Genomic DNA, 20038 nt, shown 5'->3' on the forward strand with positions numbered 1-20038 from the left:
AGCCCCGGTCGCGGGCCCCGTCTACGGTGACCCGGGCGCCTGCGGGCCCGGCTCCGCCGATGGGGAAATCGTTCCTTCTGATGCGGTCGGCGTCGGGGTGGGCGTCGGCGTGGGGGTTTCCGTCGGCGTGGGGGTCGACGTCGGAGTGGGCGTCGGCGTCGGCGTCGGCGTCGGGTGCGCGGGTTCCGTCGGGGTGGGCACGGGGCGACCGCGGCCCTGGATGGAGACGACCGCTCCGCCGGGATCCACGCCGACCCGCGCGGACCAGGCGCCGACGGGCTGCGCTCCGGTGTCGACGGTGATCCACACGGTGACGGACTCACCCGGGGTCAGCGTGCCCGCGGTGCGGCTCGCACGCAGCCAGGGCGCGTCGGACCAGAGCTGCCAGTCGACCGGGGCGTCGCCGGACGCGGTGAGCGTGAGCATGGTGGTGGCCCCGTGCGAGGAGGCGGCGACGGAGAGCCGGCCGGGGCTCCCGGGCCGGTCGGGGGCGGCGGGCGGCCCGCTGCTGATCACCTCGACGGAGACGTCCGGGGTGTCGGGGCCGGCGCTGCCCCCGGCGAAGCCGGGCTCGCCGGTGGTGTGGGCGGTGTTGCCGGTGTTCTCGTAGCCGCGCAGGGGGCCGCCGTCGCGGTGCGGCAGGGGGACCTCGGACTCGCTCGCGGAGATCCGGGTGCCGTCGGCGCCGACGGGCTCACCGGTCGGCGGTCCGCCCCGGTAGGCCGCCCAGAGGGCGATGACCGGGGCCGCGACGACGGTGGCGACGACGGTGGTGGTCACGGCCCTGGCGCGCAGCCGGTCGCGGCGGGCGGCGCGGTCCCTGGGGTCCATGGGGAAGCCGGTGCGGTCGAAGCGGGGGCCGGGCGGCCGGCGGCGCCGGCCGCCGCCGGAGCGGAGCATGGCCGCGCGGACGGCGGTGCGCGGGGCGGGGACCAGCGGGAGGGCGGCGTCGATGCCGCCGGTGCCGGGCCAGGGGGCCGCGGCGTCGACGCGTTCGGCGACGCGGCGGCAGCGCGGGCAGTCGTCGACGTGCCGGACGAGCTCGGCGCGCAGGGTGGCGGACAGCAGGACCTGTCCGTCCCCGGTGAGACGGGATACGGAGGGGCAGCTGCCGGTCTCGACGACGGCGAGGGCCGCACGGGTCCGCTCCACCTCACAGGCGGCTCCCGCGAGCAGTTCCCGGGCGGTCGCGGGAGGCGTGCCGAGGACGGCGGCGAGCTCGGGGACGCCGAGGCGGTGGCGGACGGCGAGTTCGAGGGCTTCGCGCTGGGCGGGTGTGGTGCCGGCGGCTTCGGGCCAGGCGAGCCGGGCCAGCTCGGTGCGCCGGTAGGCGCTCACGTCCGGGGCGCGGTGCGCCTCGGGCGCGTGCTCGCTGTCCGTGCGCTCCGGCGTGCGCCGGGCGGAATGCGCTCCCTGCCGGGCCCGCCGATGCTCGGCCAGCCGCCGCAGACAGGCCCAGCGGGCGAGGGCGTAGAGCCAGGCCCGGCGGTCCCCCTCGTCGGGGCAGCGGCCGGGATACCGCTCGGCGAGGGCCAGGACCTCGGCGAGGACCTCGGTGGCGGTGTCGTGGTCGCACAGGACCGACAGACAGTAGGTGAACAGGCCGTCCAGGTACGGCTCGTGGCGGAAGGGGGGCGGGCCGGGCTGCGGCTGCTGCTCAGCCTTCCGGCCTCCGGGACCCGAGTCGCCGCCGCGGCCCTCGCCGCCGCCGTGGCGGCCGCCGGCATCGCTGCCGCCGGGACCTCGGCCGCCGGGACCTCCGCCGCCGGGACCTTTGAGATCTCCGGGACCACCCTGACCGGCGGGATCTCCCTGACCGACAGAGCCCCCCTGACCGACGGGCCCCCCGTGTCCCACAGGGCCTCCGTGACCGACCGAACCCGCATGAACCACAAGGCCTCCGTGACCGATCGGACCTCCATGACCCACAGGGCCTCCGTGACCCACGGGGCCCCCGCGTCCCTCGGGGCCTCCGTGACCGACGGGGCCCCCGCGTCCCTCGGGGCCCTTGTGACCTCTGGGGCCCTCGGGGAGCGTGCGCCCGTGCGCCCGGTGTGCGCCGGTGCGCTGGGCGGGGCTCTCCTGGTTGCTGCTGCTCACCCTGGCGAAGGTAGGCCGCACGTCGGTGAGGGCCGTGAAGCCTTCAGCTGTTTTAGCCCTTACGGGTGAACAGATCGAACGTGTGCTGACCGCGGCCCTGACGCCGCGCCCGGCAACGGGTGCACACCGCCGGCGCGAAACGGCGCGGGACGGCCCCGGACCGCCCCCGGACCGCCCCGGGGCCGTCCCGCGCCGCGGGCGCTGTCACAGGCGCCGGATACCGTGGGCGGCATGGCTGCCCGTACATCTCGTTCATCCGCCAAGGACCGGCCGTCCTACCGCTGCTCCGAGTGCGGCTGGACGACCGCGAAATGGCTCGGCCGGTGCCCCGAGTGCCAGGCGTGGGGAACCGTCGAGGAGATGGGCGGCGCGCCCGCCGTACGGACGACCGCCGCCGGCCGGGTCTCGGCGCCCGCGCTCCCGATCGCGCAGGTCGACGGCCGGACCGCGACCGCCCGCAGCACCGGCGTGGACGAGCTGGACCGGGTCCTCGGCGGCGGGCTCGTGCCCGGCGCCGTGGTGCTGCTGGCCGGCGAGCCGGGCGTCGGGAAGTCGACGCTGCTGCTGGACGTCGCGGCGAAGGCGGCCAGTGACGCGCACCGCACGCTGTACGTCACGGGCGAGGAGTCGGCGAGCCAGGTGAGGCTGCGGGCCGACCGGATCAACGCCCTGAACGACCACCTCTTCCTCGCCGCCGAGACCGACCTGTCCGCCGTACTGGGCCACCTCGACGCCGTACAGCCCTCGCTGCTGATCCTGGACTCCGTACAGACCGTGGCCTCGCCCGAGATCGACGGCGCGCCCGGCGGCATGGCCCAGGTCCGGGAGGTGGCCGGGGCGCTGATCCGCGCCTCGAAGGAGCGCGGGATGGCCACGCTGCTGGTCGGGCACGTCACCAAGGACGGGGCGATCGCCGGACCCCGGCTGCTGGAGCACCTGGTGGACGTCGTCCTCAGCTTCGAGGGCGACCGGCACGCGCGGCTGCGCCTGGTGCGCGGCGTGAAGAACCGGTACGGGGCCACCGACGAGGTCGGCTGCTTCGAACTGCACGACGAGGGGATCACGGGGCTCGCCGACCCGAGCGGGCTGTTCCTGACCCGGCGCGCGGAGGCCGTCCCCGGGACCTGCCTGACGGTGACGCTGGAGGGCAAGCGCCCGCTGGTCGCCGAGGTGCAGGCGCTGACCGTGGACTCGCAGATCCCCTCGCCGCGGCGGACCACCTCGGGCCTGGAGACCTCGCGCGTCTCGATGATGCTGGCGGTGCTGGAGCAGCGCGGCCGGATCACCGCGCTCGGCAAGCGCGACATCTACTCCGCCACCGTGGGCGGGGTGAAGCTGACGGAGCCGGCCGCCGACCTGGCGATCGCGCTGGCGCTGGCCTCGGCGGCGAGCGACGTGCCGCTGCCGAAGAACCTGGTGGCGATCGGCGAGGTCGGCCTCGCGGGCGAGGTGCGGCGGGTGACGGGCGTACAGCGGCGGCTCGCCGAGGCGCACCGGCTCGGCTTCACCCACGCCCTGGTGCCGTCCGATCCGGGGAAGGTGCCGGCCGGCATGAAGGTCACCGAGGTGGCGGACATGGGCGACGCCCTGCGGGTCCTGCCGCGCGGCAGGTCGCGGGCGGCGGCCAAGGAGTAGCGAGCGCCAGGCCCGGGGGGCGCGGCTGCCTCCGGTCGCGGGAAGGAGCCGCTGGTGAGGGGCCCCGTAAGGGGGTCCGCGCAGGCGCTCCTGACCAAGCCACGGCGGGCGCACGGCGTGCGCCGGTAGACTTTGTGCTGGTCCGCCCGGCCGTACGCAGGCGGCGCAACCCGCGACCGGAGGAGTGCAGTGGCAGCCAAGGACGGGGCAGCAGCACCCGGGAAGTCCGGCGCGAGCTCCAAACACGAGGCGTTGATGCGCACTTCGCTGAGCGCGGTCGCACCTGGTCAGCCCCTGCGCGACGGTCTGGAACGGATCGTCCGCGGCAACACCGGCGGCCTGATCGTCCTCGGGATGGACAAGGCCGTCGAGGCGATGTGCACGGGCGGTTTCGTCCTGGACGTGGAGTTCACCGCGACCCGGCTGCGCGAGCTGTGCAAGCTCGACGGCGCCCTGATCCTCGACAAGGACATCACCAAGATCCTGCGGGCCGGCGTCCAGCTGGTGCCCGACGCGTCGATCCCGACGGAGGAGACGGGCACCCGTCACCGCACCGCGGACCGCGTCTCGAAGCAGTGCGGGTTCCCCGTGGTGTCGGTGTCGCAGTCGATGCGGCTGATCGCGCTGTACGTGGACGGCGAGCGCCGGGTCCTGGAGGAGTCCGGGGCGATCCTGTCGCGGGCGAACCAGGCGCTGGCCACGCTGGAGAGGTACAAGCTGCGCCTCGACGAGGTCGCCGGGACGCTGTCCGCGCTGGAGATCGAGGACCTGGTCACGGTGCGCGACGTGACGGCGGTCGCGCAGCGGCTGGAAATGGTCCGCCGCATTGCCACGGAAATCGCTGAATACGTGGTCGAGCTGGGCACGGACGGGCGACTGCTGTCGCTCCAGCTGGACGAGCTGACGGTCGGGATCGAGCAGGAGCGGGAGCTGGTCATCCGGGACTACGTTCCGGAACCGACCGCGAAGCGCTCCCGCACGGTGGAGGAGGCGCTGCCGGCGCTGGACGCGCTGACGCATCCGGAACTGCTGGAGCTCGGGATCGTGGCCAGGGCACTGGGGTACACGGGCTCGCCCGAGACGCTGGACTCGGCGGTGTCCCCGCGGGGCTACCGGCTGCTGGCGAAGGTGCCGCGGCTGCCGGGGGCCATCATCGAGCGGCTGGTGGAGCACTTCGGCGGCCTGCAGAAGCTGCTGGCGGCGTCGGTGGACGACCTGCAGACCGTGGACGGCGTGGGCGAGGCGCGGGCGCGGAGCGTCCGCGAGGGCCTGTCCCGCCTGGCGGAGTCCTCGATCCTCGAACGCTACGTCTGACCCGGGCCCAGGGCCCGGCAGTCCCGGCCCCGGCTCCGTCCGCCCGCTCAGTCCTGCTTGAGGACGAACGAGGTCCGGGCCACCGGCATGCCCGGGGCCTTGACCTCCACCACGTACGTGTCCGGAGCGGCGGTCCCCGCGGGGGGCGTCTGGCACTGGTCGGCCGCGCTGAACTTCCGGTCCCACTCCAGCGACTGCTTCGTCTCGCCCTGCGCCGGCACCCGGAAGAACGCGTTGGCCGCGCCCGACGGGCAGTCCGCCGAGGACCAGACGGCCTTGCTGGTGCTCGCCTGAAGGATGGTCAGGACGGCCTGCCGGGGGCCGAGGCCGACCTTGCAGGTGGTGCCGGACACGTTGCGCGCGACGAGTTCGAGGCGGGGCTTCTCGCTCGTCTCGTACTCGTTCTTCACGCTCTTGACCTCCCACTGCAGCCCGCTCGGGGCGCACGTGGGAAGCGGGGAGTCCGCCGGGACCTGGGCCGAGGCGCCGCCCGCACCACTGCCGGCTTCGCTGCCGCCGCCCGCTCCCGCCCCGGCGCCGCCGGAACCGGAACCCGTACCGGGACCCGTACCGGTGCCCGGAGTGCCGCCCGGTTCGCCGTTCTTGCCCGCGCCGCCGCCCGACTCCGCGCGTCCGCCCGGTGCCTGACTGATCGCCGGACCCGTCCCCGAGGGTCCCGGGGTGATCGAGGCGACGGGATCGGGTCCCTTCTCTCCCTTGCCGTTCGTACTCGTCTTCCCGCCACCGGAACTGACGGTCCATACGGCGAGGAGCGCGAGGAGCGCGACGACGGACGCCAGCACGGCCCTCCGTCGCCAGTAGATGGAGGAGGGGAGCGGCCCGACCGGATTGCGCATAGATCCCACGGACGGAACTTTACGAGAGTCCGGAGCCCGATCCGCGCCCCACATGCCGCACAACCGGCTTGTTTTGCCGATGATCATCTCGGGGACGGGCCCCGCGCCGTCGAGTTTCGGACAGGGGCCGGGCGTCAGGCTTGATCGCGTTTGAGTACGGTCGGTGACCATGGACACCTCCGGCCTGTACCGCGACATCACCGACTCCGCCCGTTCCGCCCCCGGCTGGGTGCAATCGGCGTTCGAGGTCTGGACGGAGTACGGGCTGTTGCTCTTCGGGCTGCTCTTCATAGCCGTGTGGTGGCGCGCCCGCGCCATGACCGGCGCGCGGCCCGTCGTCCTCGCCGTCGTCGCGCCGCTCGCCACCGCCGTCGCGTACGTCGGTTCCGAGGTGGTGAAGTCCGCCGTGCACGAGGAGCGGCCGTGCCGGGCCGTTGCCGGGGCCGCGGCCTCGCTGGTCGCCTGCCCGGCCCCCGGTGACTGGTCGTTCCCCAGCAACCACTCCGTCATCGCGGGCGCCGCCGCCGTCGCCCTGGCCTTCGCCGTGCGCCGCCTGGCGCTGCTGACCGTCCCGCTCGCCCTGCTGATGGCCTACTCCCGGGTCTTCGTGGGCGTCCACTACCCGCACGACGTGGTGATGGGCCTGCTGGTCGGCGGTGCGCTCGCCGCGATCACCGTCCTCGCCCTCACCGGTCCGATCAGTACGATCACTGCCGCCATGCGGGCGAGCGGAGGGCGCGGCGCTGTCTGGTTCTGCGGCCCGGGCCCCGCGCGGCGGCCCTGAAACGTGCCAGGATGCCGTTTGCCATGACTGCATCCACCAGCCCTTCCCCCGACGTGTCCCACGCGCTGCACTCCCCCGTCATCGCCTGGTTCGACGAGCACGCCCGTGACCTGCCCTGGCGCCGCCCCGAGGCCGGCCCCTGGGGGGTCATGGTCAGCGAGTTCATGCTCCAGCAGACCCCGGTCAGCCGGGTCCTTCCCGTGTACGAGCAGTGGCTCGCCCGGTGGCCCCGCCCCTCGGACCTGGCCGCCGAGGCCCCGGGCGAGGCCGTACGGGCCTGGGGACGGCTCGGTTACCCCCGGCGGGCCCTGCGCCTGCACGGCGCGGCCGTGGCGATAACGGAGCGGCACGGCGGCGACGTACCGCGGGACCACGCGCAGCTGCTCGCTCTGCCCGGGATCGGCGAGTACACGGCGGCCGCCGTGGCCTCGTTCGCGTACGGGCAGCGGCACGCCGTGCTCGACACCAACGTGCGCCGGGTGTTCGCCCGCACCACGACCGGCGTCGAGTACCCGCCGAACGCCACGACCGCGGCCGAACGGCGCCTCGCCCGGGCCCTGCTGCCCGACGACGAGGGCACCGCGGCGCGCTGGGCGGCGGCCTCGATGGAGCTGGGCGCCCTGGTGTGCACGGCCAAGTCCCCGGACTGCGCGCGCTGCCCGGTGGCCGGCCTGTGCGCGTGGCGGCTGGCCGGGAAGCCGGCCCACGACGGGCCGCCGCGGCGCGGACAGACGTACGCGGGGACGGACCGGCAGGTGCGCGGGAAGCTCCTCGCGGTGCTGCGCGATGCGGTCGGTCCGGTTCCGCAGGCCGTGCTGGACACCGTGTGGGACGAGCCGGTGCAGCGGGCCCGGGCGCTGGACGGGCTGGTCTCCGACGGACTGGTCGAACCGCTCGCCGCGGGGATGTACCGGCTGCCGCAGGGCGCCCCCGCCCGTCCGGCCGCGGACACCGACACAAACTGAGCCGCTGATTCCGCTTGTGCCGGTCAAAGCCCAGCTCACGGCGCTGTTACACAACCTATGGGTGTCCGTGCGCCCACCGAAGTCTCACCCGCACAACCCCGTGACAACCCCTCCGTACCTTCGGATTCGCAGGACACGGGGATGAGCGGTTGGACGGGTGGAGGCGGTCTGAGATGGCGCACGGCGAGGTACTCGGATTCGAGGAGTACGTACGCACTCGGCAGGACGCGCTCCTGCGCAGTGCCCGGCGCCTGGTCCCGGACCCCACCGACGCGCAGGACCTCCTGCAGACCGCGCTGGTGCGCACGTACGGCCGCTGGGACGGCATCGCCGACAAGTCCCTGGCCGACGCGTACATGCGCCGCGTCATGATCAACACCCGGACCGAGTGGTGGCGCGCCCGCAAGCTCGAGGAGGTCCCGACCGAGCAGCTCCCGGACGCCTCCGTCGAGGACGGCACCGACCAGCGCGCCGACCGCGCCCTGCTGATGGACATCCTGAAGGTCCTCGCGCCCAAGCAGCGCAGCGTGGTCGTCCTGCGACACTGGGAGCAGATGAGCACCGAGGAGACCGCCGCCGCGCTCGGAATGTCTGCGGGTACTGTGAAGAGCACCCTGCACCGCGCACTGGCCCGGCTCCGGCAGGAGCTGGAGAGCCGGGATCTGGACATGCGCGCGCTGGAGCGCGGTGACCACCGCGCTGACCACACCATCCGGTACGAGGGGCGTGAGCGGTGCGCGGCCTGAATGGCCAAAGCCTGAGCGGCAGGAGTTCGCTGGTACTGATGTCGGCGGGGACGATCGTCCTCGTCGGCACCGTGCTGTTCGCCGCCGGTTGCTCCACCGGCGGCACCGGGCTGCGCGACGGCGGCCCGGCCCACACCGAGTCCGTGGCCAAGAGCGGCTCGCCGACGACCACCCCGCCCGACCACGTCCCGGCCACCACGGGTGCGTCCGGCAGGCCCGCGAAGAAGGTCGACCCCGTCGCGCTGCTCAAGGCGGACCCCAAGGTCAGCGCCGAGGTCAAACGGGACCTCAAGCCCTGCACGGGCAAGGAGTACCCCGTCGACGTGAGCTACGGGAAGGTCACCGGGGGCCCCGAGGTCGACATCGTCGTCAACGTGCTGTCCTGCGCCGATGCGCTGGGGCGGGGCTCCTACGTGTACAGGGCGGAGGGCGGGACGTACGAGAATGTGTTCTCGGACGAGCAGCCGCCCGTCTACTCGGAGATCGACCGGGGTGATCTGGTGGTCACCAGGCCGGTGTACGCAAAGAGCGACCCGCTCGCCTACCCGTCGGGCGAAGACGTGATCACGTACCGCTGGAACGGCGAGAAGTTCACCGAGCAGGACCGGGTGCACACCGACTACAGCAACATCGACGGCGGGGCCCAGCCCGCGCCCGCGATCACCAAGAAGAACTGACGGACCGAGACAGCGAAGAACCGAGGCGAGGCTTCCGCATGGCCGAGACCCATGTCCTGTTCGTGGAGGACGACGACGTCATCCGCGAGGCCACGACCCTGGCGCTGGAACGCGACGGGTTCGTGGTCACCGCCATGCCCGACGGCCTGTCCGGCCTGGAGTCCTTCCGGGCCGACCGGCCGGACATCGCACTGCTCGACGTGATGGTGCCCGGCATGGACGGCGTGAGCCTGTGCCGCCGCATCCGCGACGAGTCCACCGTCCCCGTCATCATGCTGTCGGCGCGCGCCGACTCCATCGACGTCGTCCTGGGGCTGGAGGCGGGGGCCGACGACTACGTCACCAAGCCCTTCGACGGCTCGGTCCTCGTCGCCCGCATCCGCGCCGTGCTGCGCCGCTTCGGCCACGCCGGCGGTCCGCAGAACGGCCGGTCCGGGGCCAACGGCGAGGACCCCTCCGAAGAGCGCGGGGTGCTGCTCTTCGGCGACCTGGAGGTCGACACCGAGGGCATGGAGGTCCGCAAGGCCGGCGCCCCGGTGGCGCTCACGCCCACCGAGATGCGGCTGCTGCTGGAGTTCTCCTCCGCGCCCGGCACCGTACTGTCGCGCGACCGGCTGCTGGAGCGGGTCTGGGACTACGACTGGGGCGGCGACACCCGCGTCGTGGACGTCCACGTCCAGCGGTTGCGCACGAAGATCGGCCAGGACCGCATCGAAACGGTCCGGGGATTCGGATACAAGCTCAAGGCATGAGGCGCTTCACCCTCCGTACGGGGATCCGCTGGAAGATCACGCTCGCCATCGCCGCCGTCGGCGCGCTCGTCGCCGTGGCACTGAGCCTGGTCGTGCACAGTGCTGCCCGCGTGTCGATGCTGGAGAGCGCGCGCGAGACGCAGCTGGCCAACGTGCAGTTCATCGCCCGGTTCGCGGAGGCCGGGCGCAAGCCGTCCATGGGCGCCAAACTCAACGACCCCGAACTGCCCGCCGCGCTGCGCGAGAAGGCCCGGTCGGGGCGGCGCGGCACGTACGTCCAGGAGTCCCACAAGGGCGTGCCGGAGGTGTGGGCGGCGGTACCGCTGGGGAACGGGCAGGTGCTGTCGCTGCACAACCCGTTCAAGGAGAGCGCCAACCTGGTGCGCGACCTGGACCGGGCCCTGGTCGTCGGTTCGCTGTCGGTCGTGATCGCGGGCGCGGCGCTCGGCGTGCTCATCGGCGGGCAGATCTCCCGCCGGCTGCGCAAGGCCGCGACCGCCGCTCAGCGGGTGGCGCACGGGGATCCGGACGTACGGGTGCGCGACGCGGTCGGGGGCGTCGTACGGGACGAGACCGACGACCTCGCGCGGGCCGTGGACGCCATGGCGGACGCGCTCCAGCAGCGGCTGGAGGCCGAGCGGCGGGTGACCGCGGACATCGCGCACGAGCTGCGGACCCCGGTGACGGGCCTGCTCACGGCGGCGGAACTGCTGCCGCCGGGCCGGCCGACCGAACTGGTGCGGGACCGGGCCCAGGCGATGCGGGCGCTGGTCGAGGACGTGCTGGAGGTGGCCCGGCTGGACAGTGCGTCCGAGCGGGCGGAGCTCCAGGACGTCGCGCTGGGCGAGTTCGTGAGCCGGCGGGTGGCGTCCCTGATGCCGGAGGCGTCGGTACGGGTGGTGGCGGACGAGATCGTCAGCACCGACCCACGGCGGCTGGAGCGGATCCTGGGCAACCTGCTGGCCAATGCCGCGCGGTACGGGCAGCCGCCGGTCCAGGTCGACATCGAGGGCCGGGTCGTACGGGTCCGGGACCACGGGCCGGGCTTCCCGGAGGCGTTGCTGCGCGAGGGGCCGAGCCGGTTCCGCACCGGGTCGACGGACCGCGCCGGGGTGGGGCACGGGCTCGGGCTGACCATTGCCGAGGGCCAGGCACGGGTGCTGGGCGCCCGGCTGACGTTCCGCAACGTGGCGGCTCCGGGCGGCGTGGACCACGAGGGTGCGGCGGCCGGCGCGGTGGCGGTGCTGTGGCTGCCGGAGCACGCGCCGACGGCGACGGGAAGCTTCCCGATCATCAAGTTGTCGGGCTGAGCCGGGGCGCCCGCGGGCCGGGCGCGACCGGTCCGCCGGTCCGGACCGGACGCCGATCCGGACCGGGCCGTACTCCTGTGCGGGCCCGTGATTTAGCATCCCAGGCATGACCGACGGTACGAATCCCCCCAGCAACCCGCAGCCCGAGCCCGCCCCGGGGAACGGGGGCTACGGGTTCCCGCCGGTGCCACCGGCCCCCGCGGCGGGCTACGGCTACCCGCCCGGCGCGCCCGCCCCCGGTGGGGGCGGCTTCGGCCCGCCGCCCGCGGTTCCGCCCGCGGGGGGCTACGGCTACCCGCAGCCGGGCGCGACCCCAGGCGCCCAGCCCGGCCCGTACCAGCAGGCTCCGGCCCCCGGCGCGCCGCAGCAGCAGGAGTGGGCCCAGGGGCTGCCGAACATGGGCGCGCCGACGCCGCCCGGCGGTCCAGCACCCGGGCTGCCCGGGCCGTTCGTACCGCAGTCGGACCAGCCGGACTGGGAGGCCATGGCCGACCGCTCGGCGGCGGAGAAGCGCAAGAAGCGGCTGTGGATGATCGGCGGCGCGGTGACCGTCCTGGCGCTGCTCGCCGGCGGTGGAACGTTCCTGTTGCTGGGCGGCGGCGACAAGGGCAAGGACGACAAGGCGGACGACAACCCGTCGCCGACCGTGTCGGCCTCTCCCTCCCCCAGTGGTTCGAAGAGCAAGACGCCGGTCGACAACACCCCGACCGTGAAGGACGACCCGACGAGCATCCGGGACCGCAGCGGCAAGGCCCCGCTGAAGATGGGGCCCGACGCCGGGGTCTTCCCGATCGACAAGCGCTTCGAGATCCGCACGAAGGGCAACGAGAACTCGTACGCCGAGTCCGAGAAGCGCGTGGTGGACACGGCCAAGAGCTTCACCGTCTCGGCCCGGGTCTGGGCCCGCTCGGCTAAGGGCCGCCAGACGGCCGTCAGCCAGGGCAACGAGAAGACGTCCTCGTTCGAGCTGGGCCTGGACCAGGTGAACGGCAAGCCGGCCTGGGTCTTCCGCGTGCAGACGGGCGACCAGGGGGCGGACGCCACCACCGTGGTCGTGGCCGGCGACAGCCCGAAGATGGAGAAGACCTTCGTGGAGTTGACCGGGACCTACGACGCCGAGCGCAAGCTGGTCGCCCTGTACGTGAACGGGAAGAAGACGGGCGAGAGCCCGGTCCCGGGCGTCTTCCAGGCCCCGGGCCCGCTGGAGCTGGCCCGCGCCCGGCACGAGGACAAGTGGACGTCCCCGTGGAACGGCGCCATGGACAGCATCCAGACGTACGACGCCCTGCTGTCCCCGGCGCAGATCGACACGCTCAAGGCGGGCCGGGTGGACGCGTCGACCAAGCCGACGGGTTCCTGGCTCCTGTACTGACCGGACGGTGACGTGCCGGTCAGGCGGTGACCTACCGGTCAGACGGTGACGCCGGCGTTGCGCAGGAACGTGACCGGGTTGATGGCCGAGCCGTAGTTCGGGGTGGTCCGGATCTCGAAGTGCAGGTGCGGGCCGCTGGAGTTGCCGGTGTTGCCGGACAGGGCGATCTGCGCGCCCTTGGCGACCTTCTGGCCGATCCGGACCTGGATCTTCGAGAGGTGCGCGTACTGCGAGTACGTGTTGTTCGCGTGCTTGATCACGATGGCGTTGCCGTACGCCGGGCCGTCGCCGCCGCCGCCCGGGCCGGCCTTGACGACCGTGCCGGCGGACGCGGCCTTGACCGGGGTGCCGACGGGGCAGGCGAAGTCCTGGCCCGAGTGCTTGTGGGACCACATGGTGCCGCCCTTGCCGAAGGTGGCGGAGAGCGTGTAGCTCGACACCGGCTTCTGCCAGCGGGCGGCGGCCTTGGTGGCGGTGGCCACGGAGGCCTGCGCCTTGGCCTGGGCGGCGACGAGCTCGACGGTGCCGGTCAGGGCGGTCTGCGGAGCCGTGTCGGCGAAGGCGGCGGTCGTCCCGGCCCCGAGAGCCAGGGCCGCACCGAGAGCGGTGGCGGCGAGGACGGTACGGGTACGACGGGTGCTGACGCGCTTCGCGGACATGAACGGACCTCCGGGGCCGGGGACAAGGGCGGGGGCGGGGCATGAAGCCACCCGGCAGGCTCAAGAGCCGGTGCCGGGCTTGCCCACCCTTGGTAACCCGTGTCCCGCGACATCCCCAAACCTCCCGATTACTACCGGGTCTCGTAGGGGCGGAGGTGTGACGCAGCCGTTTGACTGCGTCCTTTCTGGCCGCAGGGACTGCAATTTTGGGGCAAAATGGACACTCGATCTACGAGACGTCCTCGTAGGTCCGTTTTGCCCTGTGCGGCTTGTCACCGGAAAAGGGGCGGCCCCGGAACCGAATGGTTCCGGGGCCGCCCCTTCGTGCAGCTGCGCTGCCGGTGCTTACGCGCCCTTGCTCAGGTCCGGGCCGGAGCCCGTGGCCTCGATCGGGGGCAGGTCCGGCAGAGCCGACTTCTCCTCGCCGCGGAAGGTGAACTTGGCGTCTTCGCCGTCACCCTCCTTGCCCACGACCACGATGTGGCCGGGACGCAGCTCGCCGAAGAGGATCTTCTCCGACAGGATGTCCTCGATCTCGCGCTGGATGGTGCGGCGCAGCGGGCGGGCGCCCAGGATCGGGTCGTAGCCCCGCTTGGCGAGCAGGAGCTTCGCGTCACCGCTCAGCTCGATGCCCATGTCGCGGTCCTTCAGACGCTCGTCGACCTTGGCGATCATCAGGTCGACGATCTGGATGATGTCTTCCTGCGACAGCTGGTGGAAGACGACCGTGTCGTCGACACGGTTCAGGAACTCGGGCCGGAAGTGCTGCTTGAGCTCTTCGTTGACCTTCGCCTTCATCCGGTCGTAACCGGTCTTGACGTCGCCCACGGCCGCGAAGCCGAGGTTGAAGCCCTTCGAGATGTCCCGCGTACCCAGGTTGGTCGTCATGATGATGACCGTGTTCTTGAAGTCCACGACCCGGCCCTGGGAGTCGGTCAGACGACCGTCCTCCAGGATCTGGAGAAGGGAATTGAAGATATCCGGGTGGGCCTTCTCGACCTCGTCGAAGAGGACGACGGAGAACGGCTTGCGGCGCACCTTCTCGGTGAGCTGGCCGCCCTCTTCGTAGCCCACGTAGCCGGGGGGCGAACCGAAGAGGCGGGAAACCGTGTGCTTCTCGCTGAACTCCGACATGTCGAGGGAGATCAGCGCGTCCTCGTCGCCGAAGAGGAATTCGGCGAGCGTCTTGGAGAGCTCGGTCTTACCGACACCGGACGGGCCGGCGAAGATGAACGAGCCACCCGGGCGCTTCGGGTCCTTCAGACCCGCACGGGTACGGCGGATCGCCTGGGAGAGCGCCTTGATGGCGTCCTTCTGCCCGATGACGCGCTTGTGGAGCTCGTCTTCCATGCGGAGCAGTCGCGAGGACTCCTCCTCGGTGAGCTTGAAGACGGGAATGCCGGTCGCGGTCGCGAGGACCTCGGCGATGAGCTCGCCGTCGACCTCGGCGACGACGTCCATGTCGCCGGCCTTCCATTCCTTCTCGCGCTTGGCCTTCGCCGCCAGCAGCTGCTTCTCCTTGTCGCGGAGGGAAGCCGCCTTCTCGAAGTCCTGGGAGTCGATGGCCGACTCCTTGTCGCGGCGCACGCCCGCGATCTTCTCGTCGAACTCGCGGAGGTCCGGCGGCGCGGTCATCCGGCGGATGCGCATCCGGGAACCGGCCTCGTCGATCAGGTCGATCGCCTTGTCCGGCAGGAAGCGGTCCGAGATGTACCGGTCCGCCAGCGTCGCCGCCTGGACGAGGGCCTCGTCCGTGATGGAGACGCGGTGGTGGGCCTCGTAGCGGTCGCGCAGCCCCTTGAGGATCTCGATCGTGTGGGGGAGGGAAGGCTCCGCCACCTGGATCGGCTGGAAGCGGCGCTCGAGGGCCGCGTCCTTCTCGAGGTGCTTGCGGTACTCGTCCAGCGTCGTGGCACCGATGGTCTGGAGCTCACCACGGGCCAGCATGGGCTTGAGGATGCTGGCGGCGTCGATCGCGCCCTCGGCGGCACCCGCACCCACGAGGGTGTGGAGCTCGTCGATGAACAGGATGATGTCGCCGCGGGTGCGGATCTCCTTGAGCACCTTCTTCAGGCGCTCCTCGAAGTCACCGCGGTAGCGCGAGCCCGCGACCAGGGCGCCGAGGTCCAGGGTGTAGAGGTGCTTGTCCTTGAGGGTCTCGGGCACCTCGCCCTTGACGATCGCCTGGGCCAGGCCCTCGACGACGGCGGTCTTGCCGACGCCGGGCTCGCCGATGAGGACCGGGTTGTTCTTGGTACGGCGGGACAGGACCTGCATGACCCGCTCGATCTCCTTCTCGCGCCCGATGACCGGGTCGAGCTTGGATTCGCGGGCGGCCTGCGTGAGATTGCGGCCGAACTGGTCCAGGACGAGGGAGGTCGAGGGGGTGCCCTCGGCCGGGCCGCCGGCCGTGGCCGACTCCTTGCCTCCGCCGGAGTAGCCGGAGAGCAGCTGGATGACCTGCTGCCGGACTCGGTTGAGATCGGCGCCCAGCTTCACCAGGACCTGGGCGGCGACGCCCTCGCCCTCGCGAATGAGGCCGAGCAGGATGTGCTCGGTGCCGATGTAGTTGTGGCCGAGCTGGAGGGCCTCTCGGAGCGAAAGCTCCAGGACCTTCTTCGCCCGCGGGGTGAAGGGGATGTGGCCGGACGGGGCCTGCTGCCCCTGACCGATGATCTCCTCAACCTGCTGGCGAACAGCCTCGAGCGAAATCCCGAGGCTCTCCAGGGCCTTAGCGGCGACACCCTCACCCTCGTGGATCAGACCCAGGAGGATGTGCTCGGTGCCGATGTAGTTGTGGTTGAGCATCCGGGCTTCTTCCTGAGCCAGGACGACAACCCGCCGCGCGCGGTCGGTGAACCTCTCGAACATCGTTTATCGCTCCTCAGAGCGGTCGGGCAGTTCGGGGTCGGTCCCCGCCCTGTCCTTCCGCATGCTAGTCCCGCGGGGCGGGACAGCTCATTCCAACTGCCGACATCCGTCCGCGATCACCCCCACGTCAGTGGGGAAAACCGGCTTCAACAGCCGACAACTGCTCCAACCCGATGGTGCGAGACGATGTTCCCGCAGGCCAGGCAGATACCCGTCACACGTGTACGCCGATGGCGAACGGAACCCGCTCAAATCAGCGTGTCGCCCCGATCCACTAGGAATGTCTTACCCGTAAGGACTGACACTCCATGCCGGTGGCCCCGGTTCCCTCCGCTACGGGCGAACACGATTGCGTCCCGAATGTGGGACTGCACCCCGCCGGATGTTTACGTTCCGCATAGAACCCGGCGCACTGCGTAACTCCGCGGCGTTCGCGGAGTTGCTCCGGTCATGGCCGTCACCGCTGCGTTCCTCCGCGTCGCCCCCGAGGATTCACCCGCGGATCCGCCCCGGGGCGCGTACGCGTCCTGGTACGAGGGGGTGCTCGGCTGGCCCGTCGTGGCCGGGCCGCCCGCCCGGCTGGTCACCGGCGTGCGGTTCGACGTGCTGGAGCTGCCGGCCGGGGCCGGTGCGGAGCTGCTGCGCAGGCCGCTCGCCACGGGTCCGGTGGCGCTCGCGGGGAGCCGGATGCGGTTCCTGGTGGCTCCGGGGAGCGCGGACGAGCTGGAGGGGCTGCTCGACTGGCTGGAGTGGGGCGGAGTCGCCCTGGACCTCGTCGGCCTGGGCGGCGGCCGCCGGATCACGGCGCCGGTTCCGCCGGGACACCCCGGGGGAAGTCCCCGGGGGGCCGCCGTGTGGCTGCGACCCCCCGAGCAGGGGTGCGAGGCACTGCTGCCGTCCCTGCCCGGCCCCGGGCAGGGTGCCGGTCCCCGGCACGGTGGTGCCGGGCCCGATCTCGTACGCCTGGTCGCCGCGGCGGCGACGGAATGCCACCGGGCGCGCCTGTGGCGGCGTACGCCCCTGGCGCGAGAGGCCGCGGATCAGCCCTTGGCGTTCTCGTAGGCCTCGCGGATCTCCTGCGGGACGCGCCCGCGGTCGTTGACGCTCATCCCCTGGGCCTTGGCCCACGCGCGGATCTCGGCGGTGTCCGGGTTGCCGGAGGTCGCGGCCGTCCGCGTCTTGGCGCGGCCGCCGGAGGCGCGGCCACCGGTGCGGCGGGCGCCCTTGACGTAGTCGGCGAGCGCGGAACGCAGCTTCTCCGCGTTGGCGGTGGTGAGGTCGATCTCGTAGGTCTTGCCATCCAGAGCGAACGTCACGGTCTCGTCCGCCTCGCCACCGTCGAGGTCGTCGACAAGAAGGACCTGAACCTTCTGTGCCACCGGGATTTCCTTTCATCGAAAAGCAGTACGCGGAAAGGAAACCGCTTTTCTCTGGAAAACACAAACCCCCCTGGAGAGGTTCGAGACCGCAACGCGGCGGGAAACGTGCGCGATTCGGACATAGGCCACAGGTGCGCGGAGCCCGGGAAAAGCCGCCGTGATCGTCAGAGGTGCAGAAGCATCCGGCTGTTGCCCAAGGTGTTCGGCTTCACTCGTTCGAGACCGAGGAACTCGGCGACACCCTCGTCATAGGAACGCAGGAGCTCCATGTAGACATCGGTCTCGACCGGGGTCTCGCCGATCTCGACGAAGCCGTGCTTCGCGAAGAAGTCCACTTCGAAGGTCAGGCAGAAAACCTTCGCGACACCCACCGCCCGGGCGGTGTCCAACAACTGCCGCAGCAGCTGATGCCCCACTCCGGCGCCCTTCAACTCGCGGTCGACCGCGAGAGTGCGCACTTCGGCCAGGTCTTCCCACATGACGTGGAGAGCGCCGCAGCCCACCACCTGGCCGTCGGAGTCGCGTTCCGCGACCCAGAACTCCTGGATGTCCTCGTAAAGGACGACCGGGGCTTTGTCGAGGAGGATCCGCTGCTGCACGTACTGGTCGAGCAGTCGGCGCAGTGCGGGAACATCGCCGGTGCGGGCACGGCGGATCGTCACTGTTTTTGCGTGTGCAGCGGAAAACTCACCCATGCCCGGACGCTATCGCCCCGGTCCGGCGTCGCGCCCGGCGGAGTCCCCTTCGGCGGGCCGGGGTTCGGAAGGCGCTCCGGGGGGCGCTTCGGAAGGCGCTCCGGGAAGGGCTTCGGGGGCCGGCGCGGCAGGGGGCCCGGCGGCGGACTCGGCGTCGTACCCGACGATGCGGATGGCGTCCCGGAGGGCTTCGCGCTGTTCCGCGGACATCATCCCGAAGAAGGCCACGAGGGCGGCCGCGGGGTTGTCGCTCGTCGACCACGCTTCGTTCATCAGTGCGGCCGAGTACGCGGCACGGGTGGAGACCGCCGTATATCGATAGGCGCGGCCTTCGGCTTCCCGGCGGACCCAGCCCTTCTGATGGAGATTGTCCATAACCGTCATGACCGTGGTGTACGCGATGGACCGTTCCTGCTGGAGGTCCTCCAGTACTTCACGAACAGTGACCGGGCGGTTCCACTGCCACACCCGCGTCATGACCGCGTCTTCGAGTTCTCCCAAGGGGCGAGGCACAACAGCACGATAGTGCGGAATGTGTGGAATTGCCCGGCCATTCGGGAGGCAACGCGCCACAAAATCCCGGGGGCGCCCCGGATGAAGTCGCGGGAACCCCCGGTCCGGTCTGCGCCGGGGGACGGCTGCGCGCCGTCCGGATGCCGGCTCCTTGCTGCCGGCTACTTGCCGGGCTGTGCCTGCCGGGCGGCCTCGGCGCGGGCGATCACGGCGTCGACCGCCGCGTCTTCCTTCGCCTTGTTGGCGCCGCCCTGGCTCTTCACGATCGTCACGACGAGTGCGATGAAGAAGCCGGCCATCACTACGGGGGGCACGAGCGCGGAAACGTAGTCCATGCCCCCAGCGTAGCTACCCGGCGGCGAGCCCGGCCGCCGGGGGCGGGGAGGGCTTGCGGCGCGGCGGGAACACCTCGCCGGGCGTCGGAATGGGCCGCTCGGACGGACGTTCGGCGGGCCGCCCGGGGCCCTTCGGCTCCTTGGGGGCGGGCGCGGGGCGCGCGGGCTCCTCCTTGCCGCCCTTGTCGCCCTTGCCGTCCTTGTCGCCCTTCCCGGCCTCGGTCCCGCCCTCCGCGTCGTTCGGGTGCGCCGCGCCCCCCGCGTCCCTGCCGCCGGTCAGGGCGAGCAGGCGCGTCCGGGGCGCCGGCGCCGCGGAGAACCGCCGCCGTACGGAGCGCTCGGCGATGCCCCGGCAGCGTTCCAGCAGGGCCGCCGCGACCGGGTTGGCCCGCAGGGCCCGCAGCGCGGCGAGGTCGTCGGGCGCGGGCTCGTACCCCGCCGCCAGGGCGTCCTGGAGCAGCTCCAGGTAGCCGGCGAGGCTGCCGGGCAGGGCGCCGCGGTAGCGGGCGAGGTCGGCGAGGAGGAACTCTCTGAGCCGCCCCGCCTCCTGGACCGCGTCGTCCACCGACTGCGCGAGGCGCAGGCAGTCCCGGACCTCGGAGGTCGTGAGGGGGGCCGTGGAGGACTGGAGGGCGTGGGCGAGCGTTCGCCTGAGCACGTGCAGCTCGGCGGCGCTGAACGCCATGCCGCCGCGGGATCCGTAGGGCGTGGGCATGGGCCGAAGATACGCGCTAATCGGACAAAATCCCCTGAGGGGCGTGATTTCGGGCGCGTCAGCCGAGCCGGTAGGGCCGGGGCCGGCCCTACCCCAGTGCCTTGACGGCGTCAAGGAAGTCGGCCCAGGCCGCCTGGGTCGTGGCCAGTACCAGGTGCGCCGGGTCGGCCCGGTCGGCGACGCGGACGAGGTGTCCGGGGGCCGCGGAGACGTAGACGCAGGCGTCTCCTTCGCCGCAGTACGTCGACTTCTGCCAGGCGGGGTGAGCGGTCATGGTGTCTCTCCTCGGGGGACGGCTCCGTTGCTTCCCGTGGAAGGGACGGTAACTCCGCGGGGGCGCCTGACCCATGACTTCGGCG

20 protein-coding genes are annotated in these 20038 nt (G+C 72.2%); 10 read left to right on the forward strand and 10 right to left on the reverse strand.

Going from position 1 to position 20038, the window contains the following annotated elements:
• Positions 1-21 precede the first annotated feature (21 nt).
• On the reverse strand, positions 22-1857 hold the full coding sequence (locus tag ACIPK4_RS06785; protein WP_402309754.1) for a hypothetical protein: 1836 nt from the start codon (positions 1855-1857) through the stop codon (positions 22-24).
• 474 nt (positions 1858-2331) lie between these two features.
• On the opposite strand from ACIPK4_RS06785, the gene radA reads away from it, so the two are divergent.
• A complete protein-coding gene (gene radA, locus ACIPK4_RS06790) occupies positions 2332-3735 on the forward strand; it encodes a DNA repair protein RadA (RefSeq protein ID WP_054224219.1) in 1404 nt (467 codons plus the stop codon).
• Between the two features lie 189 nt (positions 3736-3924).
• Entirely contained in the window at positions 3925-5049 is a 1125-nt protein-coding gene (gene disA / locus ACIPK4_RS06795; RefSeq protein WP_054224220.1) for a DNA integrity scanning diadenylate cyclase DisA, read from the forward strand.
• A 47-nt stretch (positions 5050-5096) separates the two neighbouring features.
• Here disA and ACIPK4_RS06800 read toward each other — a convergent pair whose 3' ends face one another.
• On the reverse strand, positions 5097-5906 hold the full coding sequence (locus ACIPK4_RS06800) for a hypothetical protein (RefSeq protein WP_402310606.1): 810 nt from the start codon (positions 5904-5906) through the stop codon (positions 5097-5099).
• Between the two features lie 169 nt (positions 5907-6075).
• Between ACIPK4_RS06800 and ACIPK4_RS06805 the strand changes: the two genes are divergently transcribed.
• The 7 genes from ACIPK4_RS06805 (at position 6076) to ACIPK4_RS06835 (ending at position 12512) form a co-directional block, all read left to right on the forward strand.
• A complete protein-coding gene (locus ACIPK4_RS06805) occupies positions 6076-6690 on the forward strand; it encodes a phosphatase PAP2 family protein (protein ID WP_402309757.1) in 615 nt (204 codons plus the stop codon).
• 23 nt (positions 6691-6713) lie between these two features.
• On the forward strand, positions 6714-7655 hold the full coding sequence (locus ACIPK4_RS06810) for an A/G-specific adenine glycosylase (protein ID WP_402309758.1): 942 nt from the start codon (positions 6714-6716) through the stop codon (positions 7653-7655).
• A gap of 173 nt (positions 7656-7828) precedes the next feature.
• A complete protein-coding gene (locus ACIPK4_RS06815; RefSeq protein ID WP_376203822.1) occupies positions 7829-8401 on the forward strand; it encodes a SigE family RNA polymerase sigma factor in 573 nt (190 codons plus the stop codon).
• 38 nt (positions 8402-8439) lie between these two features.
• The gene (locus ACIPK4_RS06820; protein WP_402309760.1) at positions 8440-9078 is read left to right on the forward strand and encodes a hypothetical protein; all 639 of its coding nucleotides are present in this window, start codon (positions 8440-8442) and stop codon (positions 9076-9078) included.
• Positions 9079-9116: 38 nt separating this feature from the next.
• Positions 9117-9830: a two-component system response regulator CseB gene (gene cseB, locus ACIPK4_RS06825; RefSeq protein ID WP_385190944.1), complete on the forward strand. Its 714-nt coding sequence runs from the start codon at positions 9117-9119 to the stop codon at positions 9828-9830.
• The gene (cseC, locus tag ACIPK4_RS06830; protein ID WP_402309761.1) at positions 9827-11140 is read left to right on the forward strand and encodes a two-component system sensor histidine kinase CseC; all 1314 of its coding nucleotides are present in this window, start codon (positions 9827-9829) and stop codon (positions 11138-11140) included. The genes cseB and cseC overlap by 4 nt, the downstream gene beginning before the upstream one ends.
• Before the next feature lie 106 nt (positions 11141-11246).
• Positions 11247-12512, forward strand: a complete 1266-nt coding sequence (locus ACIPK4_RS06835) for a LamG domain-containing protein (RefSeq protein ID WP_402309763.1) — start codon at positions 11247-11249, stop codon at positions 12510-12512.
• A 38-nt stretch (positions 12513-12550) separates the two neighbouring features.
• Here ACIPK4_RS06835 and ACIPK4_RS06840 read toward each other — a convergent pair whose 3' ends face one another.
• Together ACIPK4_RS06840 and ACIPK4_RS06845 are read right to left on the reverse strand one after the other, a co-directional pair.
• On the reverse strand, positions 12551-13171 hold the full coding sequence (locus tag ACIPK4_RS06840; RefSeq protein WP_402309765.1) for a M23 family metallopeptidase: 621 nt from the start codon (positions 13169-13171) through the stop codon (positions 12551-12553).
• 345 nt (positions 13172-13516) lie between these two features.
• Complete coding sequence (locus tag ACIPK4_RS06845) at positions 13517-16042, reverse strand: ATP-dependent Clp protease ATP-binding subunit (protein WP_030158472.1); 2526 nt, start codon at positions 16040-16042, stop codon at positions 13517-13519.
• A gap of 450 nt (positions 16043-16492) precedes the next feature.
• On the opposite strand from ACIPK4_RS06845, the gene ACIPK4_RS06850 reads away from it, so the two are divergent.
• Positions 16493-17104: an SCO3374 family protein gene (locus ACIPK4_RS06850; RefSeq protein WP_402309767.1), complete on the forward strand. Its 612-nt coding sequence runs from the start codon at positions 16493-16495 to the stop codon at positions 17102-17104.
• On the opposite strand, the gene ACIPK4_RS06855 is transcribed toward ACIPK4_RS06850, so the two are convergent.
• From ACIPK4_RS06855 to ACIPK4_RS06880, 6 genes are all read right to left on the reverse strand, one after another.
• Positions 17083-17421 carry an Lsr2 family protein gene (locus ACIPK4_RS06855; protein WP_030867899.1) on the reverse strand — a complete coding sequence of 113 codons (339 nt, stop codon included), beginning with the start codon at positions 17419-17421 and terminating at the stop codon, positions 17083-17085. The genes ACIPK4_RS06850 and ACIPK4_RS06855 overlap by 22 nt on opposite strands.
• A 164-nt stretch (positions 17422-17585) precedes the next feature.
• Positions 17586-18116 (reverse strand): amino-acid N-acetyltransferase, encoded by a 531-nt coding sequence (locus ACIPK4_RS06860; protein ID WP_054224232.1) that lies wholly within the window; start codon positions 18114-18116, stop codon positions 17586-17588.
• Positions 18117-18125: 9 nt separating this feature from the next.
• Positions 18126-18629 carry a BlaI/MecI/CopY family transcriptional regulator gene (locus ACIPK4_RS06865; RefSeq protein ID WP_402309770.1) on the reverse strand — a complete coding sequence of 168 codons (504 nt, stop codon included), beginning with the start codon at positions 18627-18629 and terminating at the stop codon, positions 18126-18128.
• A 161-nt stretch (positions 18630-18790) separates the two neighbouring features.
• A complete protein-coding gene (locus ACIPK4_RS06870; RefSeq protein ID WP_376202813.1) occupies positions 18791-18964 on the reverse strand; it encodes a hypothetical protein in 174 nt (57 codons plus the stop codon).
• Positions 18965-18977: 13 nt separating this feature from the next.
• A complete protein-coding gene (locus ACIPK4_RS06875; protein ID WP_402309771.1) occupies positions 18978-19679 on the reverse strand; it encodes a hypothetical protein in 702 nt (233 codons plus the stop codon).
• 88 nt (positions 19680-19767) lie between these two features.
• Positions 19768-19953, reverse strand: a complete 186-nt coding sequence (locus ACIPK4_RS06880) for a DUF397 domain-containing protein (RefSeq protein ID WP_376202808.1) — start codon at positions 19951-19953, stop codon at positions 19768-19770.
• Positions 19954-20038 lie beyond the last annotated feature (85 nt).

The sequence above is a fragment of the Streptomyces sp. NPDC086989 genome, from assembly GCF_044745505.1.
GTDB lineage: Bacteria > Actinomycetota > Actinomycetes > Streptomycetales > Streptomycetaceae > Streptomyces.